General features: G+C 66.1%; 16 protein-coding genes. 9 read left to right on the forward strand and 7 right to left on the reverse strand.

The window, feature by feature from the left end; genetic code table 11:
* The first annotated feature begins 150 nt into the window (after positions 1–150).
* Complete coding sequence (locus I6L39_RS10125; protein ID WP_216991692.1) at positions 151–972, forward strand: Cof-type HAD-IIB family hydrolase; 822 nt, start codon at positions 151–153, stop codon at positions 970–972.
* Between the two features lie 37 nt (positions 973–1,009).
* Here I6L39_RS10125 and I6L39_RS10130 read toward each other — a convergent pair whose 3' ends face one another.
* On the reverse strand, positions 1,010–1,573 hold the full coding sequence (locus I6L39_RS10130; RefSeq protein WP_209794708.1) for a DUF2799 domain-containing protein: 564 nt from the start codon (positions 1,571–1,573) through the stop codon (positions 1,010–1,012).
* A gap of 200 nt (positions 1,574–1,773) precedes the next feature.
* On the opposite strand from I6L39_RS10130, the gene I6L39_RS10135 reads away from it, so the two are divergent.
* The 3 genes from I6L39_RS10135 to I6L39_RS10145 all read left to right on the forward strand — a co-directional run bounded on the left by I6L39_RS10135 (position 1,774) and on the right by I6L39_RS10145 (position 5,857).
* Positions 1,774–2,613: an isopenicillin N synthase family oxygenase gene (locus I6L39_RS10135; RefSeq protein WP_042074143.1), complete on the forward strand. Its 840-nt coding sequence runs from the start codon at positions 1,774–1,776 to the stop codon at positions 2,611–2,613.
* A gap of 208 nt (positions 2,614–2,821) precedes the next feature.
* Entirely contained in the window at positions 2,822–4,135 is a 1,314-nt protein-coding gene (locus tag I6L39_RS10140) for a sodium-dependent transporter (protein WP_216991693.1), read from the forward strand.
* 408 nt (positions 4,136–4,543) lie between these two features.
* Positions 4,544–5,857 (forward strand): sodium-dependent transporter, encoded by a 1,314-nt coding sequence (locus I6L39_RS10145; protein WP_216991694.1) that lies wholly within the window; start codon positions 4,544–4,546, stop codon positions 5,855–5,857.
* Positions 5,858–5,885: 28 nt separating this feature from the next.
* Here the strand turns inward: I6L39_RS10145 and I6L39_RS10150 are convergent, their stop codons facing one another.
* From I6L39_RS10150 to I6L39_RS10160, 3 genes are all read right to left on the reverse strand, one after another.
* Complete coding sequence (locus tag I6L39_RS10150; RefSeq protein WP_209794707.1) at positions 5,886–7,514, reverse strand: hypothetical protein; 1,629 nt, start codon at positions 7,512–7,514, stop codon at positions 5,886–5,888.
* A gap of 121 nt (positions 7,515–7,635) precedes the next feature.
* Positions 7,636–8,100, reverse strand: a complete 465-nt coding sequence (locus I6L39_RS10155) for a hypothetical protein (RefSeq protein ID WP_216991695.1) — start codon at positions 8,098–8,100, stop codon at positions 7,636–7,638.
* 29 nt (positions 8,101–8,129) lie between these two features.
* Positions 8,130–9,503 (reverse strand): PLP-dependent aminotransferase family protein, encoded by a 1,374-nt coding sequence (locus I6L39_RS10160; RefSeq protein ID WP_042074151.1) that lies wholly within the window; start codon positions 9,501–9,503, stop codon positions 8,130–8,132.
* A 116-nt stretch (positions 9,504–9,619) separates the two neighbouring features.
* Here I6L39_RS10160 and I6L39_RS10165 point away from each other — a divergent pair, with 116 nt between their 5' ends.
* The 4 genes from I6L39_RS10165 (at position 9,620) to I6L39_RS10180 (ending at position 13,135) form a co-directional block, all read left to right on the forward strand.
* The gene (locus tag I6L39_RS10165; protein WP_042074153.1) at positions 9,620–10,216 is read left to right on the forward strand and encodes a LysE family translocator; all 597 of its coding nucleotides are present in this window, start codon (positions 9,620–9,622) and stop codon (positions 10,214–10,216) included.
* Positions 10,217–10,318: 102 nt separating this feature from the next.
* Positions 10,319–10,909, forward strand: coding sequence for a LysE family translocator (locus tag I6L39_RS10170; RefSeq protein ID WP_042074154.1), 591 nt, complete (start codon positions 10,319–10,321; stop codon positions 10,907–10,909).
* Between the two features lie 81 nt (positions 10,910–10,990).
* Complete coding sequence (locus I6L39_RS10175; protein WP_216991696.1) at positions 10,991–11,680, forward strand: aspartate/glutamate racemase family protein; 690 nt, start codon at positions 10,991–10,993, stop codon at positions 11,678–11,680.
* A gap of 240 nt (positions 11,681–11,920) precedes the next feature.
* Positions 11,921–13,135, forward strand: a complete 1,215-nt coding sequence (locus I6L39_RS10180) for an aldose 1-epimerase family protein (RefSeq protein ID WP_216991697.1) — start codon at positions 11,921–11,923, stop codon at positions 13,133–13,135.
* A gap of 60 nt (positions 13,136–13,195) precedes the next feature.
* Here I6L39_RS10180 and I6L39_RS10185 read toward each other — a convergent pair whose 3' ends face one another.
* A complete protein-coding gene (locus I6L39_RS10185) occupies positions 13,196–14,986 on the reverse strand; it encodes a long-chain fatty acid--CoA ligase (protein ID WP_216991698.1) in 1,791 nt (596 codons plus the stop codon).
* Positions 14,987–15,166: 180 nt separating this feature from the next.
* Here I6L39_RS10185 and I6L39_RS10190 point away from each other — a divergent pair, with 180 nt between their 5' ends.
* The gene (locus I6L39_RS10190) at positions 15,167–15,709 is read left to right on the forward strand and encodes a hypothetical protein (RefSeq protein ID WP_209794701.1); all 543 of its coding nucleotides are present in this window, start codon (positions 15,167–15,169) and stop codon (positions 15,707–15,709) included.
* Positions 15,710–15,809: 100 nt separating this feature from the next.
* Here I6L39_RS10190 and rimI read toward each other — a convergent pair whose 3' ends face one another.
* Both rimI and I6L39_RS10200 read right to left on the reverse strand, forming a co-directional pair.
* A complete protein-coding gene (rimI, locus tag I6L39_RS10195; RefSeq protein ID WP_042074172.1) occupies positions 15,810–16,259 on the reverse strand; it encodes a ribosomal protein S18-alanine N-acetyltransferase in 450 nt (149 codons plus the stop codon).
* 87 nt (positions 16,260–16,346) lie between these two features.
* The gene (locus I6L39_RS10200; RefSeq protein ID WP_254203765.1) at positions 16,347–16,781 is read right to left on the reverse strand and encodes a DNA polymerase III subunit psi; all 435 of its coding nucleotides are present in this window, start codon (positions 16,779–16,781) and stop codon (positions 16,347–16,349) included.
* Positions 16,782–16,802: the final 21 nt, after the last annotated feature.

The following is a 16,802-nucleotide window of genomic DNA, read 5'->3' on the forward strand; positions in this document are numbered from 1 at the left end:
GTCGTTTTCAGGCCATGGCACTGGACGCGGGATTGCATGGCACCCCGCTGTTCTCAACATTCCTGGAGGTGATATGCGTCGTTTTCAGGCCATGGCACTGGACGCGGGATTGCATGGCACCCCGCTGACCTCAACATTCCTGGAGGTGATATGAGTCATTATCAGGCCATTGCATTGGATATGGATGGCACCCTGCTGACCCGGGATCACAAGATCTCGTCCGCCACCCGGGCGGCCCTGGCCGAGGCCCGGGCCCAGGGCATCAAGGTGCTGCTGGTGACGGGTCGCCACTTCATGACGGCCCGTCCCTTCCACCACGCACTGGCCCTCGATACCCCCATCATCTGCAGCAACGGCGCCTACCTCTATGATCCGGGGCAGGATCGGATCCTTGCCGGGGATCCCCTGGCGGTAGCGCCGCTCACCGCCCTGCTGGCCGAGGTGCAGGCCCAGCAGATGGGGGCGCTCTTCCACCTGGGGGGCGGCATCGGCTACCTTGGCTGTGAGGAGCACGTGGGCCGGATGCGGCGCTGGTCGGCGAGCCAGCCGGACCACCTCAAGGTTTCCCTGCTGCCGGCCGAGGATCTCGGCGCCTGGCTGCAAGCCCCCATCTGGAAGCTGGAGCTGTTCAACCAGGATCCCGGCCGGTTGCACCGTTTCGTGGGGGAGGTGGTGGAGACGCTGCCCTTCACCCGCGATTGGGCGGCGCCCTATGCGGTGGAGCTGGTGCAGCCAGGTTGCAGCAAGGGCAACCGGCTGGCCCAGTGGGCGGCGAGCGAGGGGATCGCCATGGAGAAGGTGGTGGCGTTTGGCGACAACAACAACGACATCAGCATGTTCGAGCAGGTGGGGCTGGCGGTGGCCATGGGCAACGCGGCGCCCCAGATCCAGGCCCATGCGGACCGGGTCACCGCGGATCACAACGAGGATGGCATCGCCCTGGCGCTGCAGCGCTGGATCCTGCCCGCCTGAGCGGCAGCAGAAAGGGGCCAGACCGGCCCCTTTGCTGTCAGCTCCCGAAGGAGAACTGGATCACCCGGTCCGGGAAGCGGATCCGGTTGTACTCCCGGCGCACCCCCTCGTAGTGGCGGATGGCGCGCTCGCGCTGGGCCCGGTAGTAGTCCCGCTGCTTGCTGTCGTTCTCGCTGCGGATCTGCTGGTCGAGCTGATAGATGTCCCGCTCGGTGCGCTCCAGCTCCTGCTGCAGTTCGCCGAGGCGCTGCTCCAGCAGGTACTCCTGGCGGCCGCGCTCGAACTGGGTGAGGAAGCTGGTGTCGTTGGGGCAGACCCCCAGGTATTCGTGCCCCTCCCGTCCCTTGCTGTAGGCAAGCTCGGGAATGCAGTAGAGTTCCAGCCCCTTGGCGTAGCCCCGCTGCCACTCGTCTTCGTCCACCCTGAGACCGTACTCACCGCAGGTCTGCTTGTAGTCACGGGTGGCGGTCCGGGTCTTGCCCTGCTCCCCGTCCTGATAACCCAGGTTGTACCAGCTCATGGCGCGGCACTCCTCCTCAGACAGGGAACTGCACCCGGCGAGCAGCAAGGGGAGGGTCAACAGCAGGATCTTGGGGAACATGAAGGGGCTCCGACAGGGAAGATGGAGGGGCATTCTAGAAGAGGAGGCCTGCCCTGGACAAGCACCGGGCGAGGTGCCTGCGTCATGATGTTTTTATCAGTATTTTCAAGCCGTTGCAGACGGGCTTCCGGCAGCCTTTTCATGCCGGGGGAGGCAGGGTAAACTGCGCCTACTTTTAACTGGCACGTAACAAAAAAACAATGAAAGTCCTGACCGTCGATTATCGCTCCCCCGATGCGGCCGAGCGCTTCACCGAGTCCCTGCGCACCACCGGCTTCGGGGTGCTGACCCATCACCCCATCCCGAAAGAGCTGGTGCAGTCCATCTATGAGAACTGGTACCGCTTCTTCCTGAGCGAGCAGAAGCACGACTTCCTGTTCAATCGCGAGACCCAGGACGGCTACTTCCCGCCGTCTGTCTCCGAAGTCGCCAAGGGCCACAGCCAGAAGGACATCAAGGAGTACTTCCACATCTACCCCTGGGGTCAGATGCCGGCCGAGCTGAAAGCGCAGGCGATGGAGTACTACCGCCTCGCCAACGATCTCGCCGCCGAGCTGCTGGGCTGGGTGGAGCAATACACCCCGAGCGACATCGCTGCCCGCTACAGCTGCCCGCTCTCCTCCATGATCGAAGAGAGCCAGAAGACCCTGCTGCGAGTGCTGCACTACCCGCCCTTCGATGGCACCGAGGAGCCGGGGGCCATCCGCGCCGCCGCCCACGAGGACATCAACCTGCTGACCATACTGCCCGCCGCCAACGAGCCGGGCCTGCAGGTGAAGGGCTCGGACGGGGAGTGGATGGACGTGCCCTGCGACTTCGGCACCCTGATCATCAACATAGGTGACATGCTGCAGGAGGCCTCCCGCGGCTACTACCCCTCCACCACCCACCGCGTCATCAACCCGACCGGCGGCAGCGCCGCCAAGTCCCGCATCTCCTTGCCGCTCTTCCTGCACCCGCGCCCGGACGTGGTGCTCTCCGAGCGCCACACCGCCCACAGCTATCTGATGGAGCGGCTGCGGGAGCTGGGGGTCATCTAGTCCCGCCAGACCCAGGCAGACAACAAACCGGAGCATACCCGCTCCGGTTTTTCTTTATTAGCACTATTGTGTGGTAATTCGAATATTATTAGTGAATGCTGCCAATAAAGTGGTTTTATGCCGGATATACGACGAGTGATTGCGGAGCCCAAGGGGTAATCTGAGCGCCTTTCGGGCCCCGTGGGCGGGCCCCTCGTTTGGAGTTCCCATGAAGCAGTCCCAATGGTCATCCCGGCTCGGTTACATCCTAGCCGCCGCGGGTTCCGCGGTCGGTCTCGGCGCCATCTGGAAGTTCCCCTATGTGACCGCCGCCAACGGCGGCGGCGCCTTCCTGCTGGTGTTTCTGCTGTTCAGCTTCACCCTGGGGGTGGCGGTGCTGATGGGGGAGACCCTGATCGGCAGCCTGACCCGGCGCGGGGTGGTGGGAGCCTTCGGTGAGTTGATGGGCAGACGCTGGCGCTGGGTCGGCGCCATGGGGCTCTTGTGCAGCCTGCTCATCTACAGCTTCTACAGCGTGGTGGGGGGCTGGACCCTGGGCTACACCGGCATGGCCCTGGCGGGCAGTCTGCAGCACGGCGACGGGGCGGCGCTCACCGCCCGTTTCAACGACTACGTCGGCGATCCGCTCTGGCCGGTGCTGACCCACCTGCTGTTCGCCGGCCTCACCTGGTGGTTCGTGCAAGGAGGCGTGCAGCAGGGGGTGGAGCGCACCCTGCGCTGGATGATGCCGGCACTCTTCATCATGATCCTGCTGCTGGTGGCCTTCGGGCTGACCCTGCCGGGCGCCATGGCCGGGGTGCGCCACTTCCTGATGCCGGACTTCAGCAAGCTCGGCATGTCCGGTGTGCTGGACGCCCTGGGGTTGGCCTTCTTCTCCCTCTCCATTGGCCTGGGCATCCACACCACCTATGGCGCCTACCTGGTCTCCAGCGAGGGGGTGGGCCGCTCCAGCCTCTGGGTGGTGTTGCTGGCAAGCCTCATCGCCGTGCTGGCGGGGCTGATGATCTTCCCCGTGCTGGCGGCGACCGGCATCGATCCCGCCTCCGGCCCGGGTCTCACCTTCATGACCATGCCGGCGGTGTTCCAGCAGCTGCCGTTCGGCCAGGGGCTGGCGGTGGTGTTCTTCGCTCTGCTGGTGGTGGCGGCGCTGTCGTCTTCCATCTCCCTGCTGGAGCATCTGCAATGTTTCCTGTGCGAGAGCCTGGGCTGGTCGCGGCGTGCGGCGTGCAACCTCATCACCGCCCTGGTGATGGCGGGAGGCATCCCGGTCAGCCTGTCGTTCGGCCTCTGGGCGAGCATCACCCTGTTTGGCAAGAACATCTTCGAGCTGCTGGATTTTGTCACCTCCAACCTGATGATGCCCCTGTTCGGTCTGGCCCTCACCCTGCTGCTGGGCTGGCAGCTCGGTCGCCGGGCGCTGCCCGTCGGACTGGCGCCGCACTGGCGCACCCTGCTGATGGGCTGCTGGCGCTGGCTGGCACCCCTGCTCATCGGCGGCATCCTGGTGCGGGGCCTGGTGTAGGCCGGGGCGGGTGGGTCCTCAGGTCCGCCACGGACCATGATGTGAGGTCGGCAGGATTGACTCTGCATCAAAACCTGTAATATTCAACAATTCGAAATATTTATCCGATGATGCGTGTTTTTGTTTGGTTATATTCTGTTTTTTGGGCTATTCAGGACTCTTGTCTGTCAACTTCTCTTGCCATGGTTTAGGCTGTGGCCCCTTTTCCCCGTGCAGGCGACGCCGTTTCATGTCACCCCTCATCGCCCTCTTTGGCCGATTTTTCCGCTCGCAAGAGAGGTGACCTTGCACGTGCCGTTTGTCTGACAGTTCATTGCAAAGGTCGCCACCAGGCGGCCTTTTTTATTGCGACGCCGCGCGCGTCCAGCCATGGAGTATCGATCTGATGTTGTCTTGCCCGGAGGTTGTATGAGCCAGGTTCAGTGGTCTTCCCGTCTCGGTCATGTGCTGGCAGCCGCCGGCTCGGCCATCGGCCTTGGTGCCATCTGGAAGTTTCCCTATGTGACCGCCACCAATGGCGGCGGTGCCTTCCTGCTGGTGTTTCTGCTGTTCAGCTTCACCCTGGGGGTGGCGGTGCTGGTGGGAGAGACCCTGCTCGGCAGCCGCAGCCAGCGCGGCGTGCTCGGTGCCTTCCACAGGCTGGTGGGGCCGAACTGGCGCTGGATGGGCTATATGGGGATCCTGTGCGGCTTCTTCATCTACAGCTTCTACAGCGTGGTGGGGGGCTGGACCGTGGGCTATGCGGCCCTGGCCCTCGGCGGTGAGCTGAACCTCGGCGAGGGGAGCGCCCTCACCGCCCTGTTCAACGGCTATGTGAGCGACCCCCTCTGGCCTGTCCTCACCCATCTCGTCTTCGCCGGGCTCACCTGGTGGTTCGTGCAGGGCGGGTTGCAGCAGGGGGTGGAGCGGGCGCTGCGCTGGATGATGCCGGCACTGTTCGTGATGATGCTGCTGCTGGTGGTGATCGGGCTCTCCATGCCGGGCTCCCTGGCCGGGGTGCGCCAGTTCCTGCTGCCCGATTTCTCCCATCTGACCGGGCAGGGGGTGCTGGACGCCCTGGGGCTGGCGTTCTTCTCCCTCTCCATCGGCCTGGGGGTCCACACCACCTACGGCGCCTATCTGCCCAATAGCGACGGTGCGCTGCGCTCCGGGGTCTGGGTGGTGACCCTGGCGAGCCTGATCTCGGTGCTGGCGGGGCTGATGATCTTCCCGGTGCTGGCGTCCACGGGGATTGACCCGACCGCCGGGCCTGGGCTCACCTTCATGACCATGCCGGCGGTGTTCCATCACCTGCCGTTCGGCCAGGTGCTGGCCGTGGTCTTCTTCCTGCTGCTGCTGGTGGCGGCGCTCTCCTCCTCCATCTCCATGCTGGAGCACCTGGTGCGCTTTACCACCGAGGAGTGGGGCTGGTCGCGCCGCAGTGCCTGCCGGGTGCTGACCCTGCTCATCATGGCCTGCGGCATCCCGGTGAGCCTGTCGTTCGGCCCCTGGGCCGAGTACACCCTGTTTGGCAAGACCCTGTTCGATCTGCTGGACTACCTCACCTCCAACCTGATGATGCCCCTGTTCGGCCTGGTGCTGACCCTGCTGCTGGGATGGCGGCTCGGCGACAGCATGGTACCTGCGGATCTCTCGCCGCTGATGCGCCGCTGCCTGCTCTGGTGCTGGCGGCTGGTGGCGCCGCTGCTGATCGCGGGGATCCTGGTGCGGGGCCTGTTCTGACCCGCCTGCCGGGGCGGCTTGGGCCGCCCTATTGGGCTGGGAGTGGCGGCAACCTGGGAGCCAGGTGGCTTCTGATCCGCCGCAGCGTCTCCCGGTAGGCCTCGGCATGCTGTCCCTGGAAGGCGGCACTGTGGTCGAGGCGCCGCTCCAGCCTGTCCACCAGCTGCGCCACCGCCGGGGCGGCCATGCCGGTCGGCCAGCAGTGGGTCAGCAGCGTCAGCAACTGCCAGGCATCCCCCGCCTGGGCCGGAAATGTCTCCTGCAGCGTCAGCGCGCACTGCACGGCGAGCTGGTGCTGGCCCGCGGTCATCGCCCGCTGCCGCTCCTGGCGCAGCTGGCTCAGGCGCTGCTCGCGCAGTTCCAGCTGGCCCTGGAGATCGCCGACCACCCGCTGGATCAGCCGCTGCAGCTGCGGGCTCTGCGCCACCGGGCCCCGATACTGGCCGAGCCGGGCCAGGTAACGCTGGGCATGCTGGGGCAGGCCGCAGAACTGGCTCACGGCAAAGCCGAGCAGCTGGTTGAGGTGGTTGTCCCGCGCCGCCTCCGGTGGATGCTTGGCCAGCAGCATCAGGGCGTCGTCGAAGCGGTAGTCCAGCGCCAGCATCAGGGCGCGCATCAGGGCCTCCTCGTGGGCCCTCAGGGTGACTGCCTGCCGGCCGAGATCCTCGAGGGCCTGCTGCAGCCCATGGACCCTGGCCTCGACCGGGGGATGCCAGAGCACCGCCAGAGTGGCATCCAGAACGCAGTGCTCGATGGACTGATGAAACTTCTGCCTGGGGAAGAAGCGCAGGCCGACGGCGGTGGCCTGGGCCAGTACCTGGGCTTCGTCTCTTCGCAGCAGGGCCAGCAGAATGGCCGTCTGGCGCCATTCAGGTTGCCAGGGGCAGCGTTGCAGCAAGCCTGACAACAGGGCCCAGGCCGGTTCCCACTGCCCCTGATGCAGCAGGCAGGCGAGGGTGAGCTCCTGATGAATGACGGGGGGCAACCGTGCCTGGTTGCGGTCCAGATCCTTGTGGGCACTCTCCACCCGGTCCAGCCCGAGCAGGGCGTGGATCAACCCAGTGCGCGGCCACCAGGCGTCGTGTTCCGTGGTGCACATGGCGTAGTGCTGGGTCGCCTGGACGAGCTCCCCGGCCTGCAGCAGCATGTAGCCCTTGACCCTGTCCATCTGGGGCCCCAGCGCCTTGTTCCTGGCGTGCCGGTAAAGCAGATCCTCGCACTGGGCGCAGGCGCTGCGCCACTCCCTGAGAGCCATGGGCGTGGCCAGGGGGCGCGTCACCGCGGTCAGTACCAGCAGCGCTTGCAGGCTGTGCGCCAGCTGCTCCGTGGTGAAGGGGACGGCCAGGCGCAGCGGGAAATAGAGGTCGGAGGGGGGGTACTGGCCCGTCTCCTCGTCATGGTCCAGCAGCAGGAGCACGCAACCCGGCGCGAGCAGCCCCAGGTGGTGGGCCTCCTGCAGCAGGCGAACCCCTTCGCGGGCCTGGTGGTGATACTGGCGACAGAGAATGGCATCGAACGATTGCTGACGCAGCAGGGCGGGCAGGGCCGAGATCTCTTTGCAATGGTGCAGTCTGGAGGGGGCCATCCCCTGGTCGCTCAGCCCCTGGGTGAGGGCCGAGATCATCATGGCATCGTCTTCGATCAGGAGGATCTGCATCCTTGACGCTCCTTCGCCGGTTTGGGGGCGGGGTGCCCGAGCCAATGGTTCACCGGTCTGGCTCCACTGTCGTCCGGGCGGAGGCCGGGGTCAATCCCCCAGCTGGATCGGCGGGCCGATCTTACTGCAGGCCCGGGCCCTTGGCCGAGAAGGGGCAGTCGGCCTGCCGGATGAGGCGGCTGTCCCGGTGACCCTCCCCCTGCCAGACGAGCTCGAGCCGACCCAGTCGCCCGAGCCGGCGCAGCTCGAATTCATAGCGCAGGCAGGGGTTGTCGGTGGGCAGGCTGGCCATGCCGGCCGGCAGGCGGTAGTCGTAGCGCAGCAGGGGGCCGTCCTGCAGCCGGCTCTGCACGGGCACCAGCCCTTCCGCCGTCGGGGCGGGGGACTTGAGGTGGCGGCGCAGGGTCACAGGCGCATCTATGGCCTTCTGGTAGTGAAGCCCGTTCATGGCCGCCAGCTCCTCTTCCAGCCGCGTCAGCTCCCCCTCCAGCCCGCTCAGGGCTGCACCCAGCTGTTGATGGGCGGGAGAGGCGCAGCCTCCCAGCAGCAGGGTCGAGAGCAGCAGGGCGGAACGGATGGCAGACATGGGAGCTCCTTGGGGGCCTGGGCCGATGACTATAGCAGGGGATTGGTGGGCGGCGCGGCGCGCAGCAGGCCGGCGAGTCGCTCCAGCCCCTCGGCGACGCGGGCGTCGGTGGCGGGCTGGCTCAGGCTCAGACGCACCCCTTGCGGGGCGGCAAACTGGCCGGCGGCGAAGTGTTCCCCGCTCGCGACCCCGACGTCAAGGGCGTTGGCCGCCTCCGCGAACTCCTGGCTGCGCCAGGGCTCGGGCAGCGGCAGCCAGGCGTGCATGGAGCCCGGCTGCCAGCGGGCGCCCGGCAGCAGGTGGCGCAAGAGCTCCCCCCGACGCGCCAGGATCCGTCTCTGCTGCTCGATGAGCGGCATGATCTGGCGCTGGCTCACCAGCTTGCAGGCCAGCTCGATGAGCAGCGGACTCACCATCCAGCTCGACAGTCGCATCGCCTGGGCGAAGCCGTTGCGAAGGGCTGGCGGCGCCAAGACGAAGCCGACCCTCAGGCCGCCGCAGGCGATCTTGGCCAGGCTGCCCAGGTAGATGACCCGCTCCGGCGCCAGGTTGACCAGGGGCGGGAGTGCGCTCTCGGGCAGCAGGCCGTTGACGTCATCCTCGACGATCAACAGATCGTGGCGGCGGGCGATGGCGATGATGGCCTCGCGCCGCGCCAGGCTCATGGTGGCCGTGGTGGGGTTCTGCAGGGTGGGGGTGAGGTAGAGCAGCTTGGCCCGGCGGGTGCGGCAGGCCGCCTCCAGCGCCTCGGGCAGCAGCCCCTCCTCGTCCATCGCCAGCCCCACTACCTGGTTCTTGAGCTGGCGCGCGTTGCCCAGCATGCCGGGATAGCTCAGCCCCTCGCACAGCAGGGTCTCCCCCACGCAGCCGGTGGCCAGCAGGGCCAACAGGATGCCGTGCTGGGCGCCGTGGCTGAACAGCAGACGATCCTCGCTGCCCTCTATGCCCTGCTCGGCGAGCCAGTCGACGAACAGCTGGCGCTGCGAGGCGCGCCCCGCCTCCTTGTCGTAGCCGAGCAGACCGTTGAGATCCCCCTGTGCCAGTTCGGTGAGCAGGGGCCTGACGATGGCCCCCCTGTCCAGCTGGACCGGCAGGTTCTGCCACAGCTCGATGCGGTGATCGTCCTCGTTGCGGATCACCCACTCGTTGGCGGGATCCGTCGCCCCCCTGACCCAGGTGCCATGCCCCACCCTGGCCGCCAGCAGGCCGCGCCGCTCGGCCTCGGCGTAGGCGCGGGTGACTGTGCCCACCGTCACCCCCAGCCGGTCTGCCAGGGCCCTGTGGGTCGGCAGCCGGGTCTCGGGGGGCAGGGCACCACAGGCGATGGCCTGCTCGATGGCCTTGACCAGCTTGAGATAGAGGGGCCCCTCGAAGAGGCTGAGGTCGGGTGTCCAGATTGTCATGGTGACAATAAATCCATTGATCCAAGTTTGTCCGCAATATAGCGTGAATATCAACCTTTGAACAACCGGAAAACTCACATTGTATCGATACAATGTGACAAGAAAGGAGTCTCCCCATGACCATCGAATGGTATGCCACCCTGTTTGGCTTCGCCCTGCTCACCTGCGGCACCCCGGGCCCCAACAATCTCATGTTGACGGCGTCCGGCGCCAACTTCGGGGTGCGCCGCACCCTGCCACACCTGCTCGGGGTGACGGTGGGCCAGCCCGTGCTGCAACTGGTGCTGGCGCTGGGCTTCTATCCGCTGTTCGAACGCTGGCCCCTGCTCAAGCTGAGCCTGCAGGTGCTGGGCAGCCTCTATCTGCTGTGGCTGGCCTGGCGCATCGCGGTGGCCGGTGCCCCCGGGGATCCCGCCAGCCGTGCCCGCCCCCTGACCCTGCTGGAGGGGCTGGGCTTCCAGTTCCTCAATCCCAAGGCGTGGATGATGGGGATCTCCGCCATCAGCCTGTTCAGCCTGCCGGGGAGCGACTACTGGCCGAGCCTGTGGGGCATCATGTCGGTCTTCCCCATGGCGGGGCTGCCGGTCTGCTTCGCCTGGGTGCTGTTCGGCCATCAGCTCAGCCGCTGGATCAACTCGGACAAGGGGTGGCGCCGCCTCAATGGCAGCTTGGGGGCGCTCACCGCCCTGTGCGTGGTGATGCTCTGGTATTAATGGCCGCCTGATTATTCATGCAAAGAAAATGCATTGCCGGCCTTGTCGTCCTGGCGCCGGCTCTGCATATTAGGAGGCTTGCCGTATCCGAACGAGGTTGAGATGGATCTGAACTGGTTGCTCCCCCTGGCGGGCTTTGCCCTCATCACCTGTGGCACGCCGGGCCCCAACAACATGCTGCTGACCAGCGCCGGGGCCGCCCAGGGTTTTCGCCGCTCCGTTCCCCTGCTGGTGGGGGTGGTGGGGGGCATCAACCTGATGATCCTGGCCATGGCCCTGGGGCTCGGGGTGGTGTTCGAGAAGGTGCCGCTGCTGCACGACGGGCTCAAGCTCGTCGGCTCGGCCTACCTGCTCTGGCTGGCCTGGAAGGTGGCCAATGCCAGCGGTCCGGCGGAGGGAAACCGGCCGCTGATCCCGGCCCATCAGGGGGCCATGCTGCAACTGCTCAACCCCAAGGCCTGGATGATGGCGCTCTCCGCCATCAGTGGCTTCACCCTGGCGGGGGAGGCTTACTGGCCGTCCGCCGGCTGGGTGCTCGGCATCTTCTTCGTGACCGGCCTCTATACCGGGGCCTTCTGGGTGCTGTTCGGTGCCCAGGTGCGCCGCCTCATCCGCACCGCCAGGGGCTGGCGTCGCTTCAATCTGGGCATGGGGTTCGCCACCGCGGCCTGCGTGCTGATGATCTGGGTTTAGGCATAGGCCTGAGCCTTTACCGGCTGTCTTGTTGGCCCTTCGGGGCCTTTTTTGTTTCACCTGAGCTGGCAAGGAGGTGCCATGAAATGTATCGGTCTGCTGGGTGGCATGAGCTGGGAGTCCACCGTCAGCTATTACCAGGCCCTCAACCGGGGCGTGCGCGAGCGGCTCGGCGGCCTGCACTCGGCGCGGGTACTGCTGAGCAGCGTCGACTTCGCCGAGATTGAGCGGTTGCAGCACGCCGGCGACTGGCCCGCCACCGCCCGCCTGCTGGCGGCCGAGGCCAGGGCCGTCCAGGCCGGTGGCGCCGATTTCCTGCTGATCGGCACCAACACCATGCACAAGGTGGCGCCGGAGATCGAGGCCGCCATCGACATCCCCCTGCTCCACATCGCCGATGCCACGGCGCGCCGCCTGCTGGCCGACGGGGTGACCCGGGTCGGCCTGCTCGGCACCCGCTTCACCATGGAGCAGGATTTCTACAAGGGGCGGCTCCAGGAGCGGTTCGGGCTGGAGGTGCTGGTGCCTGGTGACGCTGCACGGGAGCGGGTGCACCGCATCATCTATGACGAACTCTGCCTCGGCGAGATTCGCGAGTCGTCGCAGGCCGAGTATCTGGCCATCATCGCCGGGCTGGCACAGGCCGGCGCCCAGGCGGTGATCCTGGGTTGCACCGAAATCGCCCTGCTGGTGGGGGCGTGCCAGGCCGCCGTGCCGCTCTACGACACCACCGCCATCCACGCCGAGGCCGCCGTGGCGCTGGCGCTGTAGTGAATCTGATGCCGGCGGGGTGAGAGGGAGCGGCCCCTCTCGGCTCCCCGCCGGCGTGCCTGGTTTTCCCTCCGCATAACTGTGAGTCAGCCTTCACTTCAGCAGGGTAGGAGGCGCTTTTATTGTCAATTGGCTCACATTTCCCCCTTTTGTCTCTTGAGTCCGGCACGTCGGCCGCCTAGTTTTTCGATCACTGAAACGATTCAGCTTCACAAAAACAAGAGACACGAGGATACATCCATGTTGAAGAAACTCTCCCTTGCCGTGCTGCTCGCCCTGGGTACCACCGCGGGTCATGCCGCCGAATTTTTGCTGACCGACGCCCAGCAAGGGCTGGACGTGGGGGACTGGAAGATCACCAGCGAGAAGCTCGGCATCAAGAGCCCGGTTCCCTTCACCATCGAGAAGAAGCGCCTGCACGGCGGCCGCCAGGAAGGGGTGGATCTGCTCATCGTCGACAACGGTGTCATGAAGATCACCCTGGTGCCGACCCGCGGCATGGGGATCCAGGAGGTCAAGGCGGCGGATCTGCGCCTCGGCTGGGATTCACCGGTCAAGGAGGTGGTCAACCCCGCCTTCATCGATCTCGAGAGCCGTGGCGGCCTCGGCTGGCTCGATGGCTTCAACGAGATGCTGGTGCGCTGCGGCTACGAGTGGACGGGTCACCCCGGGGTGGATGACGACGGCCGCCTCAAGAGCCTGCACGGTCGGGTGCAGAACATTCCCGCCTCCGTGGTCAGCGTGACCGTGGACGAAGAGCCGCCCTACGCCATCCACGTGCGGGGCCGGGTGGACGAGCGCACCTTCAAGATGAGCGAGCTGGTCACCTGGACCCAGCTGAGCGTAGTGCCCGGTCAGGGGGAGTTTGCCCTGCAGGACAAGCTGACCAACCACGCGGACTACGAGAACGAGTACCAGATCATCTACCACGGCAACTTCGGGGCCCCCATCCTGGAGGAGGGCGCGCGCGTCAGCACGCCGGTGAAGCAGATCTCCCCGTTCAACGACTACGCCAAGGCCGGGCTCAAGAGCTGGCAAACCTACCTGGGGCCCACCAAGGGCTTCGACGAGATGGTGTTCAACCTGGTGCCCTACGGCGATGCCGACGGCAACACCCTGGCGGTGCTGAACAACAAGGCCGGCAGCGCCGGGGTGGCGGTGGGCTACAACACCAGGCAGTTGCCGGTGCTGACCCTGTGGAAGAACACAGACACCAGGGCCCAGGGCTATGTGACCGGCATCGAGCCCGGCACCAGCTATGCCTACAGCACCAAGTACCAGCGCCCGCTGGGGCTGGTCCCCAAGATCCAGCCGGGGGAGACCAAGACCTTCGATCTGACCTATCGCCTGCTGCAAAATGCCGACGAGGTGAAGCAGGCCCTGGCCCAGGTGGAGAAGATCCAGGCCGGTCGGGCCACCGAGCTGCGCGAGCAACCCCTGGTCAAGCTGCCATAAGGGAGAGACGCCCAGCAAAAAGCCGCTCCATGAGCGGCTCTTTCATATCTGGCCCGTCGGTCAGACGTGGCTGTACATGGCTTCTATCTCGCGCTGGTACTTGGCCTCGATGATCTTGCGGCGCAGCTTCATGGTGGGGGTGATCTCCCCGAGCTCCATGGAGAAGGCGCTCGGCAGCAGGGTGAACTTCTTCACCTGCTCGAACTTGGCCAGCTCCTTTTGCAGATCCTGAATGCGAGCCTCGAAGAACTCCATCACCCGGGAGTGGCGCAGCAGCTCGGTCTTGCACTGGTACTGCAGGTTGATGGAGCGGGCGTACTCCTCCAGGGACTCGAAGCAGGGCACGATGAGCGCCGACACGAAGTGGCGGGCATCGGCGACGATGGCGATCTGCTCGATGAAGCGATCCTTGCCCAGGGTCCCTTCCACCAGTTGCGGCGCCACGTACTTGCCGTTGGAGGTCTTCATCAGCTCCTTCAAGCGCTCGGTGAAGTAGATGTTGCCCTCGCCATCCAGCTCGCCCGCATCGCCGGTGCGCAGGAAGCCATCCTCGGTCATCACCTCGGCCGTGGCCTCCGGCTTGTTGTAGTAGCCGCGCATCACGGTCGGGGCGCGCACCAGCAGTTCGTTGTTCTCGCCGAGTTTCACCTCGATGCCGTAGAGCGCCGTGCCGATGGAGCCCAGCCTGAACCGGGTGTCTTCATAGCAGCAGACGGTGGCGGTGGTCTCGGTCATGCCGTAGCCGTACTTGAGGTTGAGCCCCATGGCCTGGAAGAAGAGGTTCACCTCGTCCGCGAGACGGGCGCCCGCCACCGGCAGGAAGCGGGTACGGCCGCCGAACCGGGCGCGCAGCTTGCGAAACACCAGGCGCTCGGCAAGCCAGAGCTGGCCGTAGAGCAGGGGAGAGGCGGATTTGCCCGCCTGGCGGGCGGCGACCATCTGCTTGCCGACCCGGGTGGCCCAGCCGAACAGGGCGCGGCGCAGGCGCGGGGCCTGGGCGACCTTCGCCTGGATCATGGCGTAGGCCTTCTCGTAGAGGCGGGGCACGGCGCACATCACGGTGGGCTTCACCTCGCCGATGACATCCATCACCTTCTGCGGGTCGCGAATGTAGACGTTCTCGGCGCCGCAGTAGAGCACGTAGTAGCTCCAGGCGCGCTCGAACACGTGGCTCAGCGGCAGCATGCAGAGGGACACGTCCTGTTCATTCAGGTCGAGGCGGCGGTCATGCATCTCGAAGCAGGCGGCCATGTTGGCGAAGTCGAGCATGACTCCCTTGGGTTCGCCCGTGGTGCCCGAGGTGTAGATCAGGGTCAGCAGGTCGTCCATGCGGTAGTGGCGCTCGCGCTCGCGCAGCGCCAGCTCGCTGGGTGGGTGGTTGCCGGAGGCAAGGAAGGTCTGGAAGTGGCTGGCCGAGGCGCAGCCGCGCAGGTCGACGGTGCCGTCCAGGGCGACGATATGGCGGATCTCGCCGCTGTCGATGAGCTGCAGCGCCTGATCGTACTGGGGCTGTTCCCCCACGAACAGCATCCTGATGCCGGCATCCTTGACGATGTAGCGCAGCTGATCGAGGGTGCTGGTGGGGTAGATGGGCACGCTGACGCCACGGGCGGCCAGGATGCCGAGATCGGCCTGGGTCCACTCCGGCATGTTGCGGGCGTAGATGCCGACCATCTCGCCTGACTGGTGGCCGGCGCGGATCAGCCCCTGGGCGCAATAATCCATGGCCTGACCCAGGGTGCGCCAGCCGATGGCGCGCCACTGGCCATCCTGCTGGACGCGCAGGGCGGCCTTGTTGCCAAGGCGGGCAATACGCTCACGCATCACTCTAACCAGATGAAACTGCGACATCTCACTCATCCTCAAGTAACAGTTGTGCGCCCGCAGGGGCACTGAAAACGGGGCTGGAGTTTAAACTCTAAGATTACGGCTTACAAGTGTTCGCCATTTGTCCTGGATCACAAAGTCGTCAACTTGGGGAGAGTCAGGCATGATAAGGGCAAGGGTCGGATTCATTCAGGGAGTAGAGCCATGAATATCGGGATCAAGAGTCTGTTGACCGGCGCCTTGTTGCTGCTGGCGGGGGCCGGTGCCCTCTGGTTTGCGTTGGGCGGAACTGCGGGGCAGGAGAATCCCTGGCTGAGCGGCGCCGAGGGGTACGAGCAGGCGCAGCAGCTGGCACTGAAGGAGGGATATCCCCTGCTCTATGTGATCGAGCGCGCCAAGTGCCGGCGCTGCAAGGCGCTCGACAACAGGATGTGGCGTGCCCCCGAGATGCAGTCCGCCCTGGCGGGGCTGGCCAAGGTGCGGCTCAACCCGGATGCGGGGGATGGCAGCGAGCATATTCTGCGCCGCTTCCCCAGGGTGGAGACGGCCCCAGGCATCTATGTCCAGCGACCGGGGGAACCCCTGCGCCCTATCAGGGTCGTGCCGGATACCGAGGAGATCTGGATGCCCGGGGTCACCTATGGCCGCGGCTTCTTCATGCCGATCTCGGGCGCCGCCTTCGAGGCCGTGCTGAGGGTGACCCTGAGCCTGGAGGATCCCGCCATCGACAATGCCCCCCTGCCCTGAGGGCGAGTGGGAGTCGGGATGAGGGTAGAAACGACAAGGGGGCGGCATGCCCCCTTGTCTGTTGCGGGCGGCCTCTTAGCCTGAGCCGAGCGGCATGGGATCAGCCGAAGTCGAACAGGCGGGACATCAGCACGGCGTCCTCCCGATCCTGGCCGGTGCCGTAGTAGTCGGCGCGGCGGCAATACTCGGCAAACCCCTCGCTCTCGTAGAGGTTGATGGCGGTGCGGTTGCCGGCCCTGACCTCGAGGAACCAGGCCTCGGCCCCGCCGGCCTTGCTGCGAGCCAGGTACTCCTTGAGCAGCGCCCGCCCCAGCCCCTTGCCCTGAAAATCGGGGTGCACGCAGAGGTTCATCAGGGAGCTGTCCCCGGCCACCAGATCCGAGATGTAGAAACCGGCCGGTTGCCCGTCCACCAGCATCAGGCCGTTGAGATAGCGCGGCCCGAAGCAGGAGAGCAGGTTGGCCCGGCTCCAGGGCTCCTGGTGGGCGGCCTGCTCGATGGGGTAGATGGCCTCGAAATCGGATTCGAGCAGGGGGCGGAAGAGGGGCAAAAGGTCAGACATGGTGACTCCGGGCGGGATTCGGGCTTGCGAGGGAGGCCATGGCCGTGCCATGGTCGTTGCGTCAGGGAGCCCGGTTCAACCGGGCTGGCGGTGCCGGCACTGCTGCCACAGGGCGCGCTTGTGTGTCCCGTTGGGCTTGAGCGGGCAGACCAGGGCGTCGGGCCAGCGGGCATCCGGGGCCGTCAGCCAGATCAGGGGCTGCGGTGTCCCCTCTGGCAGCTCGGGGATCCTGGCCAGCAGGGAGACCTCGTCCGTGCCGATGCCGAGCCACTGGCAGAGATCCCCGAGCAGGGCGGGGGAGGGCAGGGTGTCGGCCTGCAGCCACAGCCTGCCGGTCGGCAGCGAGGGTGCCGGATGCCCGTTGTTCGCATCCTGCGCCGGGCGTTCAGCCGTCACCGGCGTCGCCCCTGCCGCCTGACCCGGCAGGGCCTGGCCTCTCTGTTGCCAGAGGGTGATGCCCATCCGGGCCAGAATGCGCTGGCGCAGCGGGTCCAGCAGGGGATCTTGCATGGCGAAGGCTCACTCTTGATC

Source organism: Aeromonas sp. FDAARGOS 1409, assembly GCF_019048705.1.
Classification (GTDB): domain Bacteria; phylum Pseudomonadota; class Gammaproteobacteria; order Enterobacterales; family Aeromonadaceae; genus Aeromonas; species Aeromonas sanarellii.